The sequence below is a fragment of the Massilistercora timonensis genome (genome assembly GCF_048354975.1).
GTDB classification, from domain to species: domain Bacteria; phylum Bacillota; class Clostridia; order Lachnospirales; family Lachnospiraceae; genus Massilistercora; species Massilistercora timonensis.
On sequence record NZ_DBGCJQ010000064.1, the window covers coordinates 33,717 to 51,159 of the forward strand.

20 protein-coding genes and 1 pseudogene are annotated in these 17,443 nt (G+C 50.8%); 18 read left to right on the plus strand and 3 right to left on the minus strand.

Annotated features, from left to right (window positions below; all coding sequences use genetic code 11):
• Window positions 1–44: 44 nt before the first annotated feature.
• From ACML7B_RS05910 to ACML7B_RS05965, 12 genes are all read left to right on the plus strand, one after another.
• Window positions 45–4,079, plus strand: coding sequence for a phage tail tape measure protein (locus ACML7B_RS05910; RefSeq protein WP_418539826.1), 4,035 nt, complete (start codon window positions 45–47; stop codon window positions 4,077–4,079).
• The gene (locus ACML7B_RS05915) at window positions 4,076–4,909 is read left to right on the plus strand and encodes a hypothetical protein (RefSeq protein ID WP_418539828.1); all 834 of its coding nucleotides are present in this window, start codon (window positions 4,076–4,078) and stop codon (window positions 4,907–4,909) included. Before ACML7B_RS05910 ends, ACML7B_RS05915 begins: the two co-directional genes overlap by 4 nt.
• On the plus strand, window positions 4,900–6,144 hold the full coding sequence (locus ACML7B_RS05920; protein WP_418539830.1) for a hypothetical protein: 1,245 nt from the start codon (window positions 4,900–4,902) through the stop codon (window positions 6,142–6,144). Before ACML7B_RS05915 ends, ACML7B_RS05920 begins: the two co-directional genes overlap by 10 nt.
• Before the next feature lies 1 nt (window position 6,145).
• Window positions 6,146–6,979: a hypothetical protein gene (locus ACML7B_RS05925; RefSeq protein WP_418539833.1), complete on the plus strand. Its 834-nt coding sequence runs from the start codon at window positions 6,146–6,148 to the stop codon at window positions 6,977–6,979.
• Between the two features lie 400 nt (window positions 6,980–7,379).
• Window positions 7,380–8,285 carry an Ig-like domain-containing protein gene (locus ACML7B_RS05930; protein WP_418539834.1) on the plus strand — a complete coding sequence of 302 codons (906 nt, stop codon included), beginning with the start codon at window positions 7,380–7,382 and terminating at the stop codon, window positions 8,283–8,285.
• A gap of 12 nt (window positions 8,286–8,297) precedes the next feature.
• Window positions 8,298–8,453 carry a hypothetical protein gene (locus ACML7B_RS05935; protein ID WP_418539837.1) on the plus strand — a complete coding sequence of 52 codons (156 nt, stop codon included), beginning with the start codon at window positions 8,298–8,300 and terminating at the stop codon, window positions 8,451–8,453.
• The gene (locus ACML7B_RS05940) at window positions 8,450–8,881 is read left to right on the plus strand and encodes a hypothetical protein (RefSeq protein ID WP_418539840.1); all 432 of its coding nucleotides are present in this window, start codon (window positions 8,450–8,452) and stop codon (window positions 8,879–8,881) included. Before ACML7B_RS05935 ends, ACML7B_RS05940 begins: the two co-directional genes overlap by 4 nt.
• Entirely contained in the window at window positions 8,874–9,014 is a 141-nt protein-coding gene (locus ACML7B_RS05945) for a hypothetical protein (RefSeq protein WP_418539843.1), read from the plus strand. The genes ACML7B_RS05940 and ACML7B_RS05945 overlap by 8 nt, the downstream gene beginning before the upstream one ends.
• A 2-nt stretch (window positions 9,015–9,016) precedes the next feature.
• Complete coding sequence (locus ACML7B_RS05950) at window positions 9,017–9,160, plus strand: hypothetical protein (protein WP_418539845.1); 144 nt, start codon at window positions 9,017–9,019, stop codon at window positions 9,158–9,160.
• 4 nt (window positions 9,161–9,164) lie between these two features.
• Window positions 9,165–9,473 (plus strand): hypothetical protein, encoded by a 309-nt coding sequence (locus ACML7B_RS05955; protein WP_418539849.1) that lies wholly within the window; start codon window positions 9,165–9,167, stop codon window positions 9,471–9,473.
• 12 nt (window positions 9,474–9,485) lie between these two features.
• Window positions 9,486–9,812: a hypothetical protein gene (locus ACML7B_RS05960; RefSeq protein ID WP_418539851.1), complete on the plus strand. Its 327-nt coding sequence runs from the start codon at window positions 9,486–9,488 to the stop codon at window positions 9,810–9,812.
• 62 nt (window positions 9,813–9,874) lie between these two features.
• Complete coding sequence (locus ACML7B_RS05965) at window positions 9,875–10,879, plus strand: CHAP domain-containing protein (protein ID WP_418539854.1); 1,005 nt, start codon at window positions 9,875–9,877, stop codon at window positions 10,877–10,879.
• 783 nt (window positions 10,880–11,662) lie between these two features.
• On the opposite strand, the pseudogene ACML7B_RS05970 reads toward ACML7B_RS05965, so the two are convergent.
• From ACML7B_RS05970 to ACML7B_RS05980, 3 genes and pseudogenes are all read right to left on the minus strand, one after another.
• Window positions 11,663–11,863 (minus strand): annotated as a pseudogene (locus tag ACML7B_RS05970) (manganese catalase family protein); the annotation flags it as partial.
• Window positions 11,864–11,866: 3 nt separating this feature from the next.
• Entirely contained in the window at window positions 11,867–12,145 is a 279-nt protein-coding gene (locus ACML7B_RS05975; protein WP_346708129.1) for a spore coat protein CotJB, read from the minus strand.
• Entirely contained in the window at window positions 12,142–12,393 is a 252-nt protein-coding gene (locus tag ACML7B_RS05980) for a spore coat associated protein CotJA (RefSeq protein WP_418539856.1), read from the minus strand. The genes ACML7B_RS05975 and ACML7B_RS05980 overlap by 4 nt, the downstream gene beginning before the upstream one ends.
• 91 nt (window positions 12,394–12,484) lie before the next feature.
• On the opposite strand from ACML7B_RS05980, the gene ACML7B_RS05985 reads away from it, so the two are divergent.
• From ACML7B_RS05985 to mraW, 6 genes are all read left to right on the plus strand, one after another.
• Entirely contained in the window at window positions 12,485–13,861 is a 1,377-nt protein-coding gene (locus ACML7B_RS05985; protein WP_418539857.1) for a site-specific DNA-methyltransferase, read from the plus strand.
• A gap of 56 nt (window positions 13,862–13,917) precedes the next feature.
• The gene (locus ACML7B_RS05990; RefSeq protein WP_418539859.1) at window positions 13,918–15,081 is read left to right on the plus strand and encodes an FtsW/RodA/SpoVE family cell cycle protein; all 1,164 of its coding nucleotides are present in this window, start codon (window positions 13,918–13,920) and stop codon (window positions 15,079–15,081) included.
• Window positions 15,082–15,203: 122 nt separating this feature from the next.
• A complete protein-coding gene (locus ACML7B_RS05995) occupies window positions 15,204–16,043 on the plus strand; it encodes a DegV family protein (protein WP_418539862.1) in 840 nt (279 codons plus the stop codon).
• A 57-nt stretch (window positions 16,044–16,100) separates the two neighbouring features.
• Window positions 16,101–16,373: a hypothetical protein gene (locus ACML7B_RS06000; protein WP_346708134.1), complete on the plus strand. Its 273-nt coding sequence runs from the start codon at window positions 16,101–16,103 to the stop codon at window positions 16,371–16,373.
• Between the two features lie 287 nt (window positions 16,374–16,660).
• Window positions 16,661–17,101 carry a division/cell wall cluster transcriptional repressor MraZ gene (gene mraZ, locus ACML7B_RS06005; protein WP_106790280.1) on the plus strand — a complete coding sequence of 147 codons (441 nt, stop codon included), beginning with the start codon at window positions 16,661–16,663 and terminating at the stop codon, window positions 17,099–17,101.
• A gap of 11 nt (window positions 17,102–17,112) precedes the next feature.
• Window positions 17,113–17,443: 16S rRNA (cytosine(1402)-N(4))-methyltransferase (gene mraW, locus ACML7B_RS06010; RefSeq protein ID WP_418539866.1), on the plus strand; the 331-nt coding region annotated here is incomplete at its 3' end.

The window sequence follows — 17,443 nt, forward strand, 5'->3', positions numbered from 1 at the left end:
AGGCCGTGCTCTTTTTGCGTCATAACGGACAGGGAGTGTGACGCATGGCAAGTGACGGAACTATAAAGATAACGACAGAGCTGGACAACACCCGGGCGGAACAGGCGCTTTCTAAGTTTGGCAGCCTCATGAAAAAGGGCATAGCGGCTCTGGGGGTCGCGAAGATCACATCCGAGGTAGCCCAACTTGGCGGGTATGTTGTTCAGACCGGGATTCAGTTCGAATCTGCGTTTGCCGGGGTGCAGAAGACGGTAGACGCAACAGATGACGAGCTTGCCGGGTTCCGTCAGGGGATCCGGGACATGGCAAAAGAGATCCCTCAGACGGCGGCAGAGATATCGTCTGTAGCAGAGGCTGCAGGTCAGCTGGGGATCAAAAATGAATATCTTCTCAGCTTTTCCCGGACCATGTCGGATTTGGGCGTTGCGACGAATATGTCTGCAACGGAGGCGGCCACGGCTCTGGCCAGGCTGGCGAATATTACGCAAATGCCCCAGGAGAACTTTGGTCGGCTGGGATCTACCATCGTTGCATTGGGTAATAACCTGGCAACGACAGAATCGGAGATCACCGAGATGGGCCTGAGACTTGCCGGTGCAGGAAGCCAGGTGGGAATGACAGAGGCCCAGATTCTTGGTCTGGCCGGAGCGATATCCTCGGTAGGTATTGAGGCGGACGCCGGAGGATCTGCGGTATCTACGGTCATGACGAAGATGCAGCTGGCCGTTGAGCAGGGAGGAGAATCCCTTGAGCAGTTTGCGAATGTGGCCGGCATGTCGGCGGCTGAATTCCAGCAGGCATTCCGGGAAGACGCAGCTGAAGCACTGGTGTCCTTTGTTGAAGGTCTCGGGAATATGGAATCCCGCGGGCAAAGTGCTATTGCAACCCTGGCAGACATGGAGATCACTGAGATCCGCCAGCGGGACGCTCTTCTGCGTCTGGCCGGGGCCGGAAATGTGCTGTCAGAATCTCTCGGGATTGCCACACAGGCCTGGGATGAGAATAACGCTCTGACAAATGAAGCAGAGCAGAGATATCAGACACTGGAAAGCCAGCTGCAGATCCTGAAGAACAATATCGATGATTTTGCGATCAGCCTGTATGACGGGATCCGGGATCCTATGGCAGAAGTAGTATCTGAATCCATCGGATATGTGCAGCGGCTCCACGACGCTTTCAGTGCGGGCGGATTGTCTGCGGTTGTGTCGGAGACGGGAGAAGTGTTCAACGATGTCGCTGATGATATTGCCGGAACCAGCCAGGCGGCTGCAGGACTGGTGAACCCGCTGAGAGATGTGGCGAATGTCGGCGGGAATCTGGCGAGAACGGTCCTCCCGGTTCTGGGAGACGGCGCGAAGTTTACGGCAGAGAATTTTGACGCGATCCTTCCGGTATTAACGGGAGTGGTTGCTGGGTACAAACTATACAATACTATAGGCCAGAAGACGGCCACTGTACTTAAAGCCAGTACCGCAGCGACAGCGGCGTTGAATAAAATGGAAAAGGCCAACGCCCTGCTACTGGTAGCGCAAGAAGGTGGGTTGACCACAAGGCAGACGCTCATGGCTTTATATAATAAACAGATCCCCGTTACAACAGCGGCAACGGGATTATGGACCAAAGCTCAGACTGCCCTCAACACTGCCATGAATGCCAACCCAATCGGAGTGGCAGTGGCAGGGGCAACAGCCCTGATTGCAGTTGGGACGGCGATCAAAAACATTGTGACCCGTGAGACTGAGGCAGAGCGGGAACACTCCCAGGCGCTGAAGGAATCCGCTGAGGCAGCTACCGAGAATCGGAAAGCGGCTGAGGAAAGAAAACAGGCTTATGAGGAACTGGTAGAATCCCAAAACACCCAGGCGGCAGGAGATGTCGCACAGCTGGATCGTTTACGAAGTCTGAACAATGAACTGAATACCATTGTGGACGCAAACGGCCGGGTAAAGGCAGGCGAAGAAGATCGGGCCGCCTTCATCACATCCCAGCTTTCTGACGCTCTTGGCGTTGAGATCTCTATGACAGATGGGGTGATCAATAATTACCAGGAACTCCGGGGAGAGATCCAGAGCCTGATCCAGCAGAAACGGGTTGAGGCTGTTATGTCTGCACAGCAGGCCAAGTATGAGGAGGCCGTGGCAAATCAAATGCAGGTGGCTGCGGAGGCCTCTGCAAACCTGACAGCCATGAAGCAGGCGGAGAATGACGTCAAGAGGGAGAGCGCAGAATTATCGCAACTGGAGGAGGATTATAACCAGGCAGTCCTTGATGGAAACAAAAAGCAGGTTAGTATTCTTGGCGAGAAGATCAAACGCCAGGAGGAAGACGTCGCGAAAGCCAAGGAGGCCTATGAAGAAAATAAAAAGGCCTACGAGGGAAACTCGGAACTCCTGGCCCAGTATGCAAATGATATTGACATGTACACTGCTCTTGCAGAAGCGGCAGCAACCGGAAATGCGGAAGCCATTGAGGCGGCGATCAGCCAGATCACGGCCGGTATTAAAACGGCCAGCAATGCTACAAGCGAAGAACTACAGCAGCAGGTTGTCGACGTCGCCAACATGGAAAACCTGATCCGGCAGGAGGTGGAAAAGGGAACTCCCGGATTCACTCAGTCAATGTTGACTCAGGCGCAGAGCGCAACGACAGCAGCGCTAGAAGAATTTGCAAAGGCTGCCCCTCAGACGGCCGCGGAGTTGGCGAAAGTACCGCCAGAGGCAGTAGCCGCATTGGTGGCCGGCGATATGCGAGGCCAGCTCTCCGCAGAGGCAAGCGGGGCCGTGGATGGAATGCTGGAGCAGTTTGACAGCCTGGACGATGAGACAAGAGAAGCTTTCGCCCAGGCGATTTACGGCGCCCTGGAGGGGCTGGAAGGTTTTGATCAGCTGAAGGATCCGGCTGAAGAAGGTGTGGAAGCGTTCCTGGAATCCCTGCGGACAGCCCTGGATGAACATTCCCCATCGAAGAAAACGGAAGAGATCTTCCGGCTGGCGATGGAGGGAGCTGCCCAGGGAATCGAGAGCGGGAAAGAAGGCGTTCTGACAAAAGCCGGCGAATTTGTGGCTGCCTTCCTTGCGAAGTTTACTGGCGGAGAGGAAGCCGGGGGGCTTAGCGGAAAGCTCCAGGGCATTGGCTCTGCAGCAATGAATAAGTTTGGAATTGGCGCCGCGTCTCAGACTAAAAATTCCCAGGCGGCGGGGAAGGCAAATGCTGACGCCGCGAACAAAGGAGCCGCGTCTGTAAATCCAACCGGAACTGGTAGCAAGTTTGGAGGACAGTATAATGCCGGTGTGTCCGGGATGTCCGGAGCTGCGCGGGGCGTCGGAACAACTCTTGGTAAGAACGCAAACGCTGGCGCAGGGTCTGTGACCGGCACAGGTACAGGCGGCAAATTTGGATCTCAGTATGCCTCAGGCGTTGGCGGGAAAAGCGGAGAAGCAAGGACAAAAGGAAGCAGTCTTGGCAGAAGCGCAGAATCTGGCGCAGGGTCGTATTCAGGGTATGGAGCTGGATCTGATTTTGGTTCTGGTTTTGTACGAGGCATTGGTAGCTGGATTGGCAGTGCTGCAAGTAAGGCAGCTTCTCTTGCCAAAAGTGCGTTTGATGCCGCAAAAAAATGGCTGGACGCACATTCACCGTCTAGGAAGTCTCGGAAGCTTGGGCGCTGGTTTGGACAGGGCTTTACGGGTGGCATTGAGGATGAGGTGCCATCTGCAGAAAAAGCTTCTCAGGATATCACGCAGGCTTCTTTGGATGGTCTGGACACGAAAGCCATTTCTGAAAAGCTGAAAGGATTGGACCTAGAAAAAGAAATGGCAAATGTATATTTTTCCGTTGATTCGAACCAGGCAAGAGTGGCAGACAATATTGTCAGTGCCGTAAGTGCGCGAGAGTCGCAGGCGTGGAAATCCCGGGAGCAGACAACTACAGTATCGCTGTCCGATGAGGATATTAAAAAGCTGGCCAGAGAATTTGCTTCGATCGTATCTACGTCGATTGCAAATGAGTTGGACGGCATGGGAATCTATGCGTATGAACGCGAATTTGCGAGAGTAATAAGGAGGTCGGAGGCACGATGAAAGATATTTTTTATGTGAACAGCATAGGAAAGAGGCTTGATCTGCTAAAACCTCCTTATCTATTGCAAACAGGAGACCTTTTTGATTATGAATGGGGCTACAATAGCGTGGTTTCTTATGCGGGACAAGGGAAAATAACTTCTTTTTTAAAGGAAATACAGGAAAGGCCACTCACACTCAGTATTCTGAATTATTCTAAAGAGTCTTATGAGCAGGCTATTGATCAGTTTTTTGAGACAGTAGATTATGATGTCTGTACTAAGAGCCCTGGGAAATTATATGTGGGAGAACAGTATCAAAAGTGCTATATAATAACATCCGAAAAAACGGGATGGGAATACGATATAGAACTCTTGGACACAACAATAACCTACGTTTCTGAAAAACCAGTGTGGATTACAGAACGCCCTTATTATTTCAAGCAGAGCGAAATACTATCAAGCAACAATAAGCGATATGCAGGGAGGTATCCATACCGTTATGCAAATGGACTTACAAACGCAAGTCTCACAAATGATCACTATACAGAGTGCCCTTTCCGGATGATTATCTATGGCCCCTGCACAAACCCGGCCGTCTATATAGGTGGGTATGCGTATTCTTTTAAGATTGTCCTGGAGAAAGGCGAATACCTGGAAGTGGACAGCGCTGCGGAAACAGTGACGAAATACATGGTATCTGGAATACAGGTAAATGCGTTTAACAACCGGGATTTTACAAACTCTGTTTTTCGTCCGGTCCAGACGGGCAAGCAGGAAGTAAGCTGGAATGGGAGGTTTGATTTTGATGTCATCCTTTTAGTCGAAAGGAGTGAGCCAAAATGGTCGTAATGGTAGAAGCGATTTGCGACGGCGGTGCCTATGAACTGACAAAGGATAATCAGACAGGCTTATATGTTGCAAAGATCACGGCGATCAGCAAGCTGCCGCAGACAGATGAAAAATATAGTTATTACCCGGTTATGTTAAGGGTCACAGATGAATCAGGAAACGTGACGGTCAAGACCGTATCAGACGCAATGATCGGGACGGATCTGCTCTTGATAGTTCGAGAGCAGGATATTTTCCCGTTAAAATTTATCGTGGCGAATGAACGGGGCGAGGAAATAGGCTATCTGAAGGCTGCAAGCAGTGTTGATCTAGATTTGGGAGACACGAATGATGTGGAGGTCGAAATGGATGCCGGCGCCTGGACAGAGGAGACCTTAAACTGGAGATACAGGCTATACATCCCAGGTACAGAGTACGGCTGTCTGGTTGAAGATCGTAAAACATCAACAGCAAGCAATACGGTCACATGGCTGGGGTACACCTGGCGCGGTCTTCTGGCGCAGAAGATTGTTGAGCCTCCATCCGGCCAGTCCCATCTTACCGTGTCCGGAGACGCAAATAAGATTATCGGACAGGTGATCGGGGACCGGTTTGGGACTCTCTTTGTGGTGGACACAGCGGACAGTGGAATACACGTAAGTAATTACCAGATTGACCGGTACTGTACGGTATTAGCCGGCCTGGAGAAAATGCTGGCGGCTCACGGCGCCAGGCTGAGGATCTATTATCAGCAGGGAGACCCCGGCGGGATGAATGGAGCGGTACACTTATGTGCAATTCCGATCACGGACTGGTCAGAAGAGCTGGAATACAGCCAGGACGGGCAGATTAATTTCACGACCCGGGATTACCGCCGCGGGATCAATCATCTGATCTGCGCCGGCACGGGAGAAGAAGAGAACAGGACTGTCATCCACCTGTATGTACAGGAAGATGGAAGCATTGGAGATACTAAGTATTATACAGGGTTGGATGAGCGGACAGCCCTGTACTCTTATACTTCTCAGTCTGACGTGGACCAGTTGCGGGAAGATGGGACGAAGCGGCTACAGGAACTGATGGATTATGTGCAAATGGAAGCAACCCTGGATAATGTAGATGTAGACATCGGGGATATCGTTGGCGGTCGGGACCGCATTACTGGTATGCACCTGGCCAAACCCGTGACAGGGAAGATCCTGCGAATCAAGGACGGGAGTGCAACTATAGAATATAATTTGAAAGGAGAAGAATGATATGGCATTTAAAGCGATCACTGTAAATACGCCAGCGGCCGATCCGGCGCACATATTGGCAGAAGATGACGCTGCTCTGTATGAGAGCCTGGTAGGTGGTGACAAAGTGCTGAATGTAGGCGGAAAACTGGCGGCAACTACTATCAGTAATAACAAAATTAGGATTACGGATGGAGTGGTAATAGTAGGTGGCCATGTTGGGCGGATCTATAAAGGCGACTATGAGGACCTGACAATTGAGAATGGGACATCCGGTCAGAACAGAAATGATCTGATTGTGGCCAGATACCTGGCTGGGAACAGTGGCGGGGCAGACTCTTATGGTCTTGCTGTGATAAAAGGGACTCCCGGAAGTACAGCAACAGATCCTATTTATATGCAAGGGAATTTATACAATGGAGATCCGCAGAGAGATTTTCCGCTGTACCGAGCAAAGCTAGAAGGGCTTAGCATTGTTGCGGTGGAACAGCTTTTTGAAGTTGGGAAAACAATTGGGGAGTTGGAAGAAGAGATTGAAACGCTAAATAGCAATATGAAAAATGCCATGTTTGTTGAAGAATACAACCTTGACAATCAGTCTCTTGCCGCGAACTCAACCGACATTTTTGAAGTGCCGGTTCCAGTAATAGAAAGATATGCCAGAGGATCATTTGAAACGTCTGTGTATAACGCGACATCAAGTGGATCTGGGTCATCTTTTTGTACTGTGTATCAGCAACTCGTATCAGGGAACAACGTACGCGTGGCTATAAGAAACAATTCTGCATCAGCAGCACGGATCAAGATAAATGTACGGATGACATATATTCTTGGTGAGTTTATCGCGCAAAGGTGATTTCCATAATCAAAGCAAATCATTCCGAACATACATCATTCGGACAGACACTCTGATCTTGATCGACACATTTGCATAATTCCGGATACCGACATCCACGTGATCATCATTTGTTGTGAGGTTTGTGCTGTATACACAAGCGTATGATGATCCATTGCCATTCGATGAAGCGTTCGTTGCTCGTGCTGTCCATACACATCGAGAATACCCAGTTTTTACCGGGACTGATACCTGTATGGTGACTGAGCTGTTCGCAGGAATAGTTTGGTTGTCCTTGTAATATTCATCAGAAATAATCGAATCTTTTTTATTGCTATTTAGTTCTTCAGTAACCAGTAAACCAGATCCCGTTGGGATCTTATTTTATATGCCGCTATTTGCGGAGAAAGGGGATGATATTATGGCCATTGCAACAATGGAGTATATAATGAACGGACAGACCTATCAGTTGCAAAAAGATCTATCGACAGGGAAATACAAAAAAGTTTTGACTGCGCCGGCAAAAAGCAGCTATAGTCAACCAAATCATGTGTATGCTACGACATTAAAGGTTAAGGACCAGGCTGGTAATGTAACAACGATAGACCAGGGCAACGCTGAGTTTGGTAGCAAAATGAAGCTTGATGTGAATGAAAAGGTTCCGCCGGTGATCACTCCGACAAAACCAGGAGATGAAGCATATCTTACGAGTAATAGTGTTCAGATCCAGTTTGATGTGACCGACAATGATTCGGGGGTGGCGCAAGGAAGCATATCGCTGCAGATTGACAACCAGGCGGCAATTACAACAGGGCTGACAAAAACAGAGATCGCGGGTGGTTATCGGTGTGCTTATACTGCAAATATCGCGGATGGCGATCACACGATCAAGATTAATGCAAAGGATAATGACGGCAATGTCGCTTCTCAAGAGACAATCACTTTTGTTGTTGATACGACAAATCCAGAGTTAGAACTGTCCTCCCCGGCAACGGACCTGATCACAAACAAAAAGAGCCTGACTGTCGCAGGCGTGACAAGCGATGCGACAAGCGGGCCATGCACGGTGACGATTAAACTCAATGATGTAGATCAGGGTGCGGTAACCGTATCAGGTAGTGGGGACTTTTCGAAGGTGGTTAGCCTTGCGAAAGGGACAAATAATCTCACGGTGCGGTCTACCGATAAGGCTGGAAAGTATACAGAAGTTGAAAGAGCGGTTGTTTATGATCCGGACGCGCCGCAGGTACTGTCTGTGGAAATTACTCCCAACCCGGTGGATGCAGGCGGAGAATTTACGATTACCGTTGAGGCGGTTGACGAATAGGAGGTGCGGCACGTGATCTACATTGATGATATACAGGTCACACCTAACCCAGTTAACACGAACGGGACACTCATAATCGAAGTGACGGCACATGAAGAATATGAAAATGCGAAAAGATATGCCAACCGATATCCGTATCGGTACGGAGAGAAAGGAGAAGAAAAATGAAGCAGTTAATGTTAAACGACGGACGGAGTATGGAGGTGCAGAGTGTTACCGCTTCAGGGGGGATTCTGCACGTTAGAATGATCCTGACCACGTCTGAGCAGCTCAAGGCGTATTTTATGGATACATTTGCGACGTCTGTTATGACCCTCTATGAGAATGGGAAGCCTGTTGATGATCCATATGAAAATTATACGGTCCTGAAGTACATTAAAGAGGAGACCGGCGGGATCTGGGAGGTTGAACTGAGACAGACGGCTGCGGATACGGACAAGCGGCTAACAGATCTTGAAGCAGAGGCAGAGGAGACGCGGGAAGCAATAAGTCAGGCAAATACAGATCTTCAAATGGCGATTGCAGAGCTGACGATGGTGATTGCTACACTTGCGGCGCCAGTCACAGGAACAGAAGGAGGTGAGATGGATGTTTAACGAAAATAGCGTGATCGTGAAAACGTGGGTCAGCTTGGTGCTGGCAGGAACCTACACTCGGGAACAGGTCCCGGAATTGAGTAACTTGAAAACTATCGTATATGGTGTTCTTGATGAACTGAAAGGAGAATAGGTATGACATTTACAAAAAATAGCATTTTGGTGAAAACATGGGTAAGTTTGGTGGTTTCTGGTGTGTTTACAGTAGACCAGGTGCCGGCGCTTTTTAACCTTCGGGCTGTGGTACAGGAGATCATTAGCGAACTGATGGGAGAATAATCTGATGGACGAGTATATTGGAAGACAGGAGCATGAAGAATTCAAGCGTCGCATGGAAGATGAGCATAGGCGGATTAACCACCGGGTGGGTGATTTGGAAAAGACGGTTCGGGAGATCCGGGAGCTGACAGCTAGTGTGGAAAAATTGGCGTCGTCAGTCGAGAGAATGACGAAGTCTCAGGCACTACAGGAAGAGAGGCTGGAAACATTGGAATCCCGTGACGGAGAAACATGGAGAAAAGTGAAGTGGTATCTGCTGACGCTGGCCATCGGAGCGGTTGCCGGTGTTGTTTTTACGCAGTTAGGATTATAAAGGAGGAGAATTATGAACACAGAAATTTTAATGCAGTATTTTACTTATGCACTGATCGCAATCGGTGTGCTGGCCTTTCTGGTCAGCATCATTACCCAGGTGATCAAAGAAATGCCTGGGCTGAAGAACATCCAGACAAACGCGGTCGCCCTGGCCGTGTCTGTGATTCTGTGTCCGGTATCAGTGATCATTGCTTGCCAGTATTTTAATATCGTGATCACGTGGTATTATGTGTTCGCTTCTTTTATCGCCGCTTTTATTGTATATTTAGTCAGCACTGGCGGCTGGGAAAAGGTTGCGGAGATGTGGGAACGGACAAAATATAATAGGACAAAATAAACCAGGAGGGCGGGAAACCGTCCTCTTTTTTCGTTGCGACGTCGCAACAGGAAGGAGAAAACATGGCAAACAGAAATGATATTGTAAAACAGGCAAGATCATGGGTTGGGCTGAAAGAATCAAACGGTTCGCATAAGAAGATCATTGATATTTATAATGGCCATAATCCCAGGGCGAGAAACCATAAGGTCAAATATACGGACGCTTGGTGCGCTACGTTTGTTTCCGCTGTTGCTATTAAGTGCGGCGCAACGGACATCATACCGACTGAGTGTGGCTGCGGCCAGATGATTGCCCTGTTTAAAGAGTTTAAGGCATGGCAGGAAAATGATGCCTACAGACCCCAAGCTGGAGATGTGGTTTTCTACGACTGGGATGATAGCGGGAAGGGAGATAATACGGGCTGGCCAGATCACGTTGGTATTGTTGAAAAGGTGTCCGGGAATACGATTACTGTGATCGAGGGAAATAAGAGCGATGCGGTAGGGCGCAGAACGATCAACGTAAACGGCAAATTTATCAGAGGCTATGGTGTCCCAAAGTATGATGATGGTGGTCTTTCCAGTTCTTCCGGATCCGGTACTTATTACCCGGCGTTCGACAGCGGATCGATCGTAGACGGACTGGCCGGAATCGGAGAGGATAGCAGCAAGGAGATGCGGGCGGCGATCGCGGCGGCGAACGGGATTAATAACTACTCTGGGACGTATGATCAGAATGTTAAGCTGTGCGACCTGGCCAAACAGGGCAAGCTTAAGCGTCCGGGCGCATCATCTGAATCAACACCGGCTGTCTCTAGTGGCGGTACGGGATACCAGGTCGGTGAAGTATACACGCTGCAGAGCAACATGAAAGTCCGGACGGGCCCGGGGACGGGATACCGGATGAAAAGCCACAGCGAACTGACAGCGGACGGCCGGAAGCACGATAAGGATCGGAATGGCTGCCTGGACGCTGGCACAAAGGTTACCTGCAAAGCAGTCGAGACGTCCGGTGATCAGACATGGATCAAGTGTCCGTCCGGATGGATCTGCGCGCGGGACGGAGGATCAGTATTTATACGATGACGTTTCTCACGGAAACACTCCGAGGATCTTTCGTTAAATAGCAAACTGGTGCCAATTCCGATAACGCTTATCCCGGAAAGCTTAAACCTGCCATCTGGGGTTAGTTATCGGTGTTGGAGTTATCCTGCCCTCGGGTTGGCGTTTCTGCGGATCTATCTCCCATCACGGGCGAGCAAGGTCTACGAGCAGGGCGAAGAGTATACGTTGTATACCATACCGTCCGGCGACGGGTATCCAGCCTTTAGCTCTGCTTTATACACGCATGGCGGTGTTAACAATAAGGTTGACGCCCGTGTAGCCGATGGGAAAATAACCATAACGCCGCGTCTCGGAGACGTTGCGGCAAACAACTTGATAACAATCGGTGGGTTCTGGTTTACCGGTTAACTATGATCCGTATATATTTAAACAAACCAGAAACCAGAGAGCTGAATCGCGGCAGTGGCCGGAACATCCGCAACCTTTGGCTGATATCTTACGGCGCCGGCGCTATTTATCGCGCAGTTCGAAACACCAGACCCAGAACTGTAACATGCCAAAGAGATCGAGCGTGCAGGTCTATATCCGGCCTCGATCTCATAAAGACTGTAAGTTGTACCTGCTTCATACGTTTTTGATATCCGCGGATTTACGGTCAGATTCAGTACGCACATCCCTACCGCGGGGTAATAATAGCAGTCATACGTGTAGTCCGTAGAGCCATCATCCAAGCGGGTAACGGCAACCGGTATTTTGCTATTTAACAGCTTTCTTCTTATTAAAATATCATCTCCACAGAAAACGGGATACTTCCTCTGTGCCGATATCGGTCAGAAGCCCAGTCACCTCCTTGTAGGGCATGGTGTACCGCTGGGACAGATAGCGCATGGAGGCGGCCAGTTCCCCGTCCGGTCCTCCGAACTGACTGATGATCACCTGGGCGATCTTGGGGTTGGTCTGGGTGATCTTCACCGGATACTGCAGTCGTTTCTCATAATTCCACATGGATCAACATCCTCCTTCCTGCCAGGGCCAGGGCTCCCTGACCCATTTCCAAGTTTCTTCGTTCTGACACGCGGGGCTGACGGTGTCTATGGTAAGGGGACCAAAGCAGTCGGCGTATTCTTTAAGAGCCTGGTTCCGCTGCTCTTTCATTTCCTGAAAATAAGAGAGGGCTTCCGGACAGTCTGGGTGAGAGTCCAGGAAAAGCTTTACGTCATCGACGGCGAAGCTGACTACGTTGATCCAGTCCAGCATTTCTTTTCGGCTTCTTCTTGCTTCGTTCATCTGCGGCATCCTCCTGTTCCCTGAAATGGTTTGTTCAGATCTTCGAATATGGTCCCGCAGCAGAAGCCCTGGCGGGGGTCATAGAGGCCGCCCCATTCCTGCCAGGGGACGTATGCCATGGCGACGGGCATTTCCTGCAGGGGATCGGCGCCGGCTTTGCCAGAGCAGGGAGTCTTCGCCTGAGCCGGAACACATCCGCAGCCGCCGCGGCGCATGGGATCCTGGGGATAATAGCGATAATTGGGCATATCCATTCTCCTTCTAAAAACATTTGCACTAGTATAGTATGAAAACCGGGGGATTTTGTGATATACTGAAGCAATATGGAGGGTGGAGAACATGTGTTATGAACTGGTCTATCCGGGGAAAATGGATGAAAAAGAGGTGCTGGCCGGGAGCGGGGAGGGAAAGTTCCTGCGGCTGGAGCGGGTATTTTCATGTGGCGGGGAGGAACCGTGGAGGAATCTTCTGGTCTTTGGCGATAATTTAGAGTTCCTGCGGTCTGTGTACCAGGAGGAGGATCCGCTGACCCGTGGACAGGTAAAGGGGAAGGTGAACCTGATCTACATTGATCCGCCTTTTGCCACGTCCGATGAGTTCCGGAACCAGGAAGGGGCGTGGGCATACCAGGATAAAAGGACGGGGGCAAAGTTCCTGGAGTTCCTGAGAAGGAGGCTGATCCTGGCAAGGGAGATCCTGGCCCCGGGCGGAAGCATTTTTCTCCATCTGGATCAGAAGATGAGCCATCCGGTGAAGGTGATCATGGATGAAGTCTTTGGGAGGAGCAATTTCCGCAATGAGATCGCCTGGTGTTACACCGGTCCTTCTCAGGCGGGAAAATATTTTCCCAGGAAGCACGATACCATCCTGTTCTACAGCAGAAGCGCCGACTATTATTTTGATCCGCCCAGAGTGCGGCATAAGAGCGGCGTCCACAACAGCGGCCAGTTGTTTGGTGCTGTCGGGGAAGAAACGGGGAAGAAAGAGGCCATGGAGAAGCAGGGGAAGCGGGTAGAGGACTGGTGGACGGACATCTGGTCCTGCGACCGGTACCGCGGTGAACTGGCCGGTTATCCCACCCAGAAACCGGAAGAGCTGCTGCGCCGGATCATCCTGGCGGTCACCCGGGAGGGGGATCTGGTGATGGATTTCTTCGCCGGAAGCGGTACGACGGCGGTGGCGGCGGAGAAGCTGGGAAGACGATGGGTCCTCTGTGATGAAGGGAAGCTGTCCATTGCGGTTTGTCAGAGGCGGCTTCTTGCCATCGGAGAAGGGAAGGATCTTAAGAGCATTGAGCAGCGCCCGCCAAAATACGGAAAGGAATGCGGGCCTTTCGGTGTGTATCGCCTGGCATCCCAGGATGAAGAGAACTGGTCCTGTCCGGCGCCTCCAGGGGTAGGAGCCCGGATAGAAGAACGGGCGGGGGAACTGGTCCTTGTTGTTACAGAGTTCTGTTCCTGTGAGACACAGACGGGGAAAAGGGGAAAGAAAAGAGAAGGGAATTTCGGGGACCTGGCGGGGATCCTTACAGGCGCCGGCCGGGAGGATGGAAGTTTTGAGATCCGGGAGTTTTATTTCGCGGATCATCTGAAGCCGGAAGGCGGAAAGATCTGTATCCCGCTTGCAGGGATGGAGAAAGACGGGGAGATATGGGCAGTGTTTCTGGACATTTACGGAAATGAGACGAAGCGGCAGTTTCCCTGTCCGGGAATTTAACGGTTGTTTTTCTTCGCGCAACTGAGTATAATGAAGACGATTGGAGTGTAGATATTATGGCAGGGACGCGCAGAAGAAGAAAAGAGAATACAGGACCAGTCCCGGTTCGTTACTATGATTATAGTCTCGTTGCGGTGCTGGTCTTTCTTGTATGTTTTGGCCTGGTGATGCTCTACAGCACCAGCGCTTATACCGCATTGATCGAAAATGAAGACAGTATGTATTATTTTAAGAGGCAGATCCTGTTTTGCGGTGCAGGTGTCGTCATCATTTACGTGGTATCCAGGATCAATTACCACTGGTATATCGGGAAGGCGAAGGCGATCTATTTCTTCTCCCTGTTCCTGATGTTTCTGGTTAAAACGCCGCTGGGGAAAGAGGTCAACGGGGCCAGACGGTGGATCCGGCTGCCCATGGGGCAGCAGTTTCAGCCCTCAGAGCTTGCCAAGATCGCGGTGATCCTGTTTATTCCCGTATTGATCTGCAAGATGGGAAAGGAGTTCCGGTCTTTGCAGGGAGTGGTGAAGATTCTGGCCTGGGGCGGCGTTTGCGCGGCGGCGGTGCTGTTCCTCACGGACAACCTGAGTACGGCGGCTATCGTGTTTGGGATCACGTATATCGTGGTGGCGGTGGCTCATCCCCGGACGAAAGTGTTTCTGGCGCTGGCGGGGATCGGAGTGGCAGGGCTTGTGACTTTTGTCCTGGCCTTTGGAAGCGGTTTTGCTTCCAGCAGCGATTTCCGTCTCCGGAGACTTGCGGCATGGCTGCACCCGGAGCAGTATGCGGACGGCCAGGCTTACCAGACGCTGCAGGGGCTTTACGCCATCGGTTCCGGCGGGTTTTTTGGCAAGGGGCTTGGGAACAGCGCCCAGAAGATGGTGATCCCGGAGGTGCAGAACGACATGATCCTTACGGTGATCTGCGAGGAACTGGGAGTGTTCGGGGTGATCGTGGTGCTTGTGCTTTTTGGCATGCTGTTGTACCGGATCCTTTTTATCGCCCAGAACGCGCCGGATATGTACGGGACTCTGGTGGTGATGGGGATCTTTGCCCACATTACCCTGCAGGTGTTCCTGAACATCGCAGTAGTCACCAACATCCTTCCCAATACGGGAGTGACCCTTCCCTTTATCAGTTACGGAGGTACGTCGGTGCTGTTTCTGATGGCGGAGATGGGCATCGTTTTGGGCGTGTCCAGGACCATCAAACTTAGTGAATAATTTCCTTTTCTTTCCGGAAGTTCTGTGTTATGATATTAGAAGTGGTATTTAATACTATGTATAATAGAAACGAATGACAGGCAAGAGGCATGAGAGGATGCCAAAACGCCGGGAGGATGACGATGAGTTATAAGATTGTTGTGGACAGCTGTGGAGAGCTGACAGAAGAGATGAAGAAGTCCGGACATTTTGAGACCGCTTCTCTGGAGATCGATGTCAACGGGCACCATATCATTGATGACGAGACATTTGATCAGAAGGAATTCTTAAGGCTGGTGGCGGAGTCGCCGGAATGTCCCAAATCATCCTGCCCTTCTCCGGAGCGGTACATGGAGGCATTTCACTGTGATGCGGACCATGTATACGCGGTGACGCTTTCCGCGGAGCTGAGCGGTTCCTACAACAGCGCGGAGCTTGGAAAGAAATTATATCAGGAAGAATACGGGGAGAAGGATATCTATGTGTTCAACTCCCGTTCCGCCTCCATCGGGGAGACCCTGATCGCAAGAAAAGCGGCGGAGTGCGAAGAGAAAGGCATGAGCTTCCAGGAGACGGTGGAGACGGTGGAGGCCTATATTGAGGGGCAGAACACTTATTTTGTGCTGGAGACACTGGAGACCCTGCGCAAGAACGGAAGGCTGACCGGGCTGAAGGCCATCGTGGCGTCGGCGCTGAACATCAAGCCGGTGATGGGGGCGACCCCTGCGGGAACCATCCGTCAGCTGGGCCAGGCCCGGGGGATCAAGAAGGCGCTGGTGAAGATGGTGGATGAGATCATGAAGGATCTGAAGGATCCCATGGAGAAAGTCCTGGCAATCTCCCATTGCAATTGTCCCCAGAGGGCGAAGGATGTGGCGGAGATGCTGAAGGCGCGGGCTACATTTAAGGAGATCATGATCCTGGATACGGCAGGCATCAGCAGCATGTATGCATCCGACGGCGGTGTGATCGTGGTTGTATAATCCGAAGAACTGTGGTAGAATATCCCTATTGGAACTGATAGGAGGAATACAGTCGCGATGAGTCAGGAAAAAGTAGACAGATATAAGAAGGAAAAGGCAAACCGCAAGCAGATCATGCGCAAGGAGAAGATGGCGAACCTGCTGCGCAAGTGCGTGGTGGGGATCGTAGGGCTGATCCTGGTAGGGTGGATCGGATATTCCGCTTACGGTACTTATGAGAGCAGTAAGCCCAAGGAAGAAGCGCAGATCGATTATTCCGTTTTTGATGAGCTTCAGGGCCGGCTGGAGGCCGTGCAGGAAGAAGAAGCCGCGGCACAGGAAGCGGAGTAACAGCAGTTACCTGCGAAGGCAGAGACTGGATCAACAGAATAGAATAAGGAAGATAAAACAAGACCGCAGAATGGTAAAACATTCTGCGGTCCTTTCTTTTTTTCAATTAGGGACAGGGTATTTTCAATCTGGGACGTGGTATTTTTAAAAATACCACGTCCCAGATTGAAAAAAGGGTTGAAATTACCTAAAAAGTAGTTTACAATGAGTTCAAGTGGTAGGAAGTGGAGAAAAGTGGAACGAAGTGGCGAGAAAATGGAGAGCCATTTCGAAAGAGGGTGAGTTTCATGTTGAAAGGAGAGTACAGTCATAATATCGACCCAAAGGGCAGATTGATCATTCCCGCGAAGTTTCGTGACGATCTTGGGGAGAATTTCGTCATTACCAAGGGGATGGAGAATTGTCTGTACGTATATCCGGAAAACGAATGGAACGCCTTCGAGGAGAAGCTGAATGCTCTGCCAACCACCACAGATAAGAAAGCCCGTGCTTTTGCGTACTTCTTTCAGGGGAGCGCTTCGGACGGAGACCTGGACAAGCAGGGGAGGACTTTGATTCCCGCAGTCTTAAGGGATTACGCGAAGCTTGAGAAGGAAGTGGTCTTCATCGGTATGGGGAAGCGTGCCGAGATCTGGGACAAAGCAAGATGGGATGAAAAGAATGCTGAAGTGGAACTCAATATCGAGGACATCGCCTCCGATATGGAAGCGAGCGGATTCAGTATCTAGAGGGAGAAGATATGGAATTCGAACACAGATCAGTATTGCTTGAAGAAACTGTAAACGGCCTGAATGTCAGACCTGACGGAATCTACGTGGACGGAACGCTGGGGGGCGGAGGACACGCTTATGAGATCTGCAGGCGGCTGGGCCCTAAGGGGAGTATTGTAGGAATAGACCAGGATGCGGCGGCGATCGAGGCCGCGGGCGTCCGACTGAAAGACTTCGGGGAGAAGGTCACGATCGTAAGGAGCAACTATCGTGATATGAAGTCGCAGCTCCAAAAGTTAGGCATTGACAAGGTCGACGGGATCGTACTCGATCTGGGCGTATCATCCTACCAGTTAGATA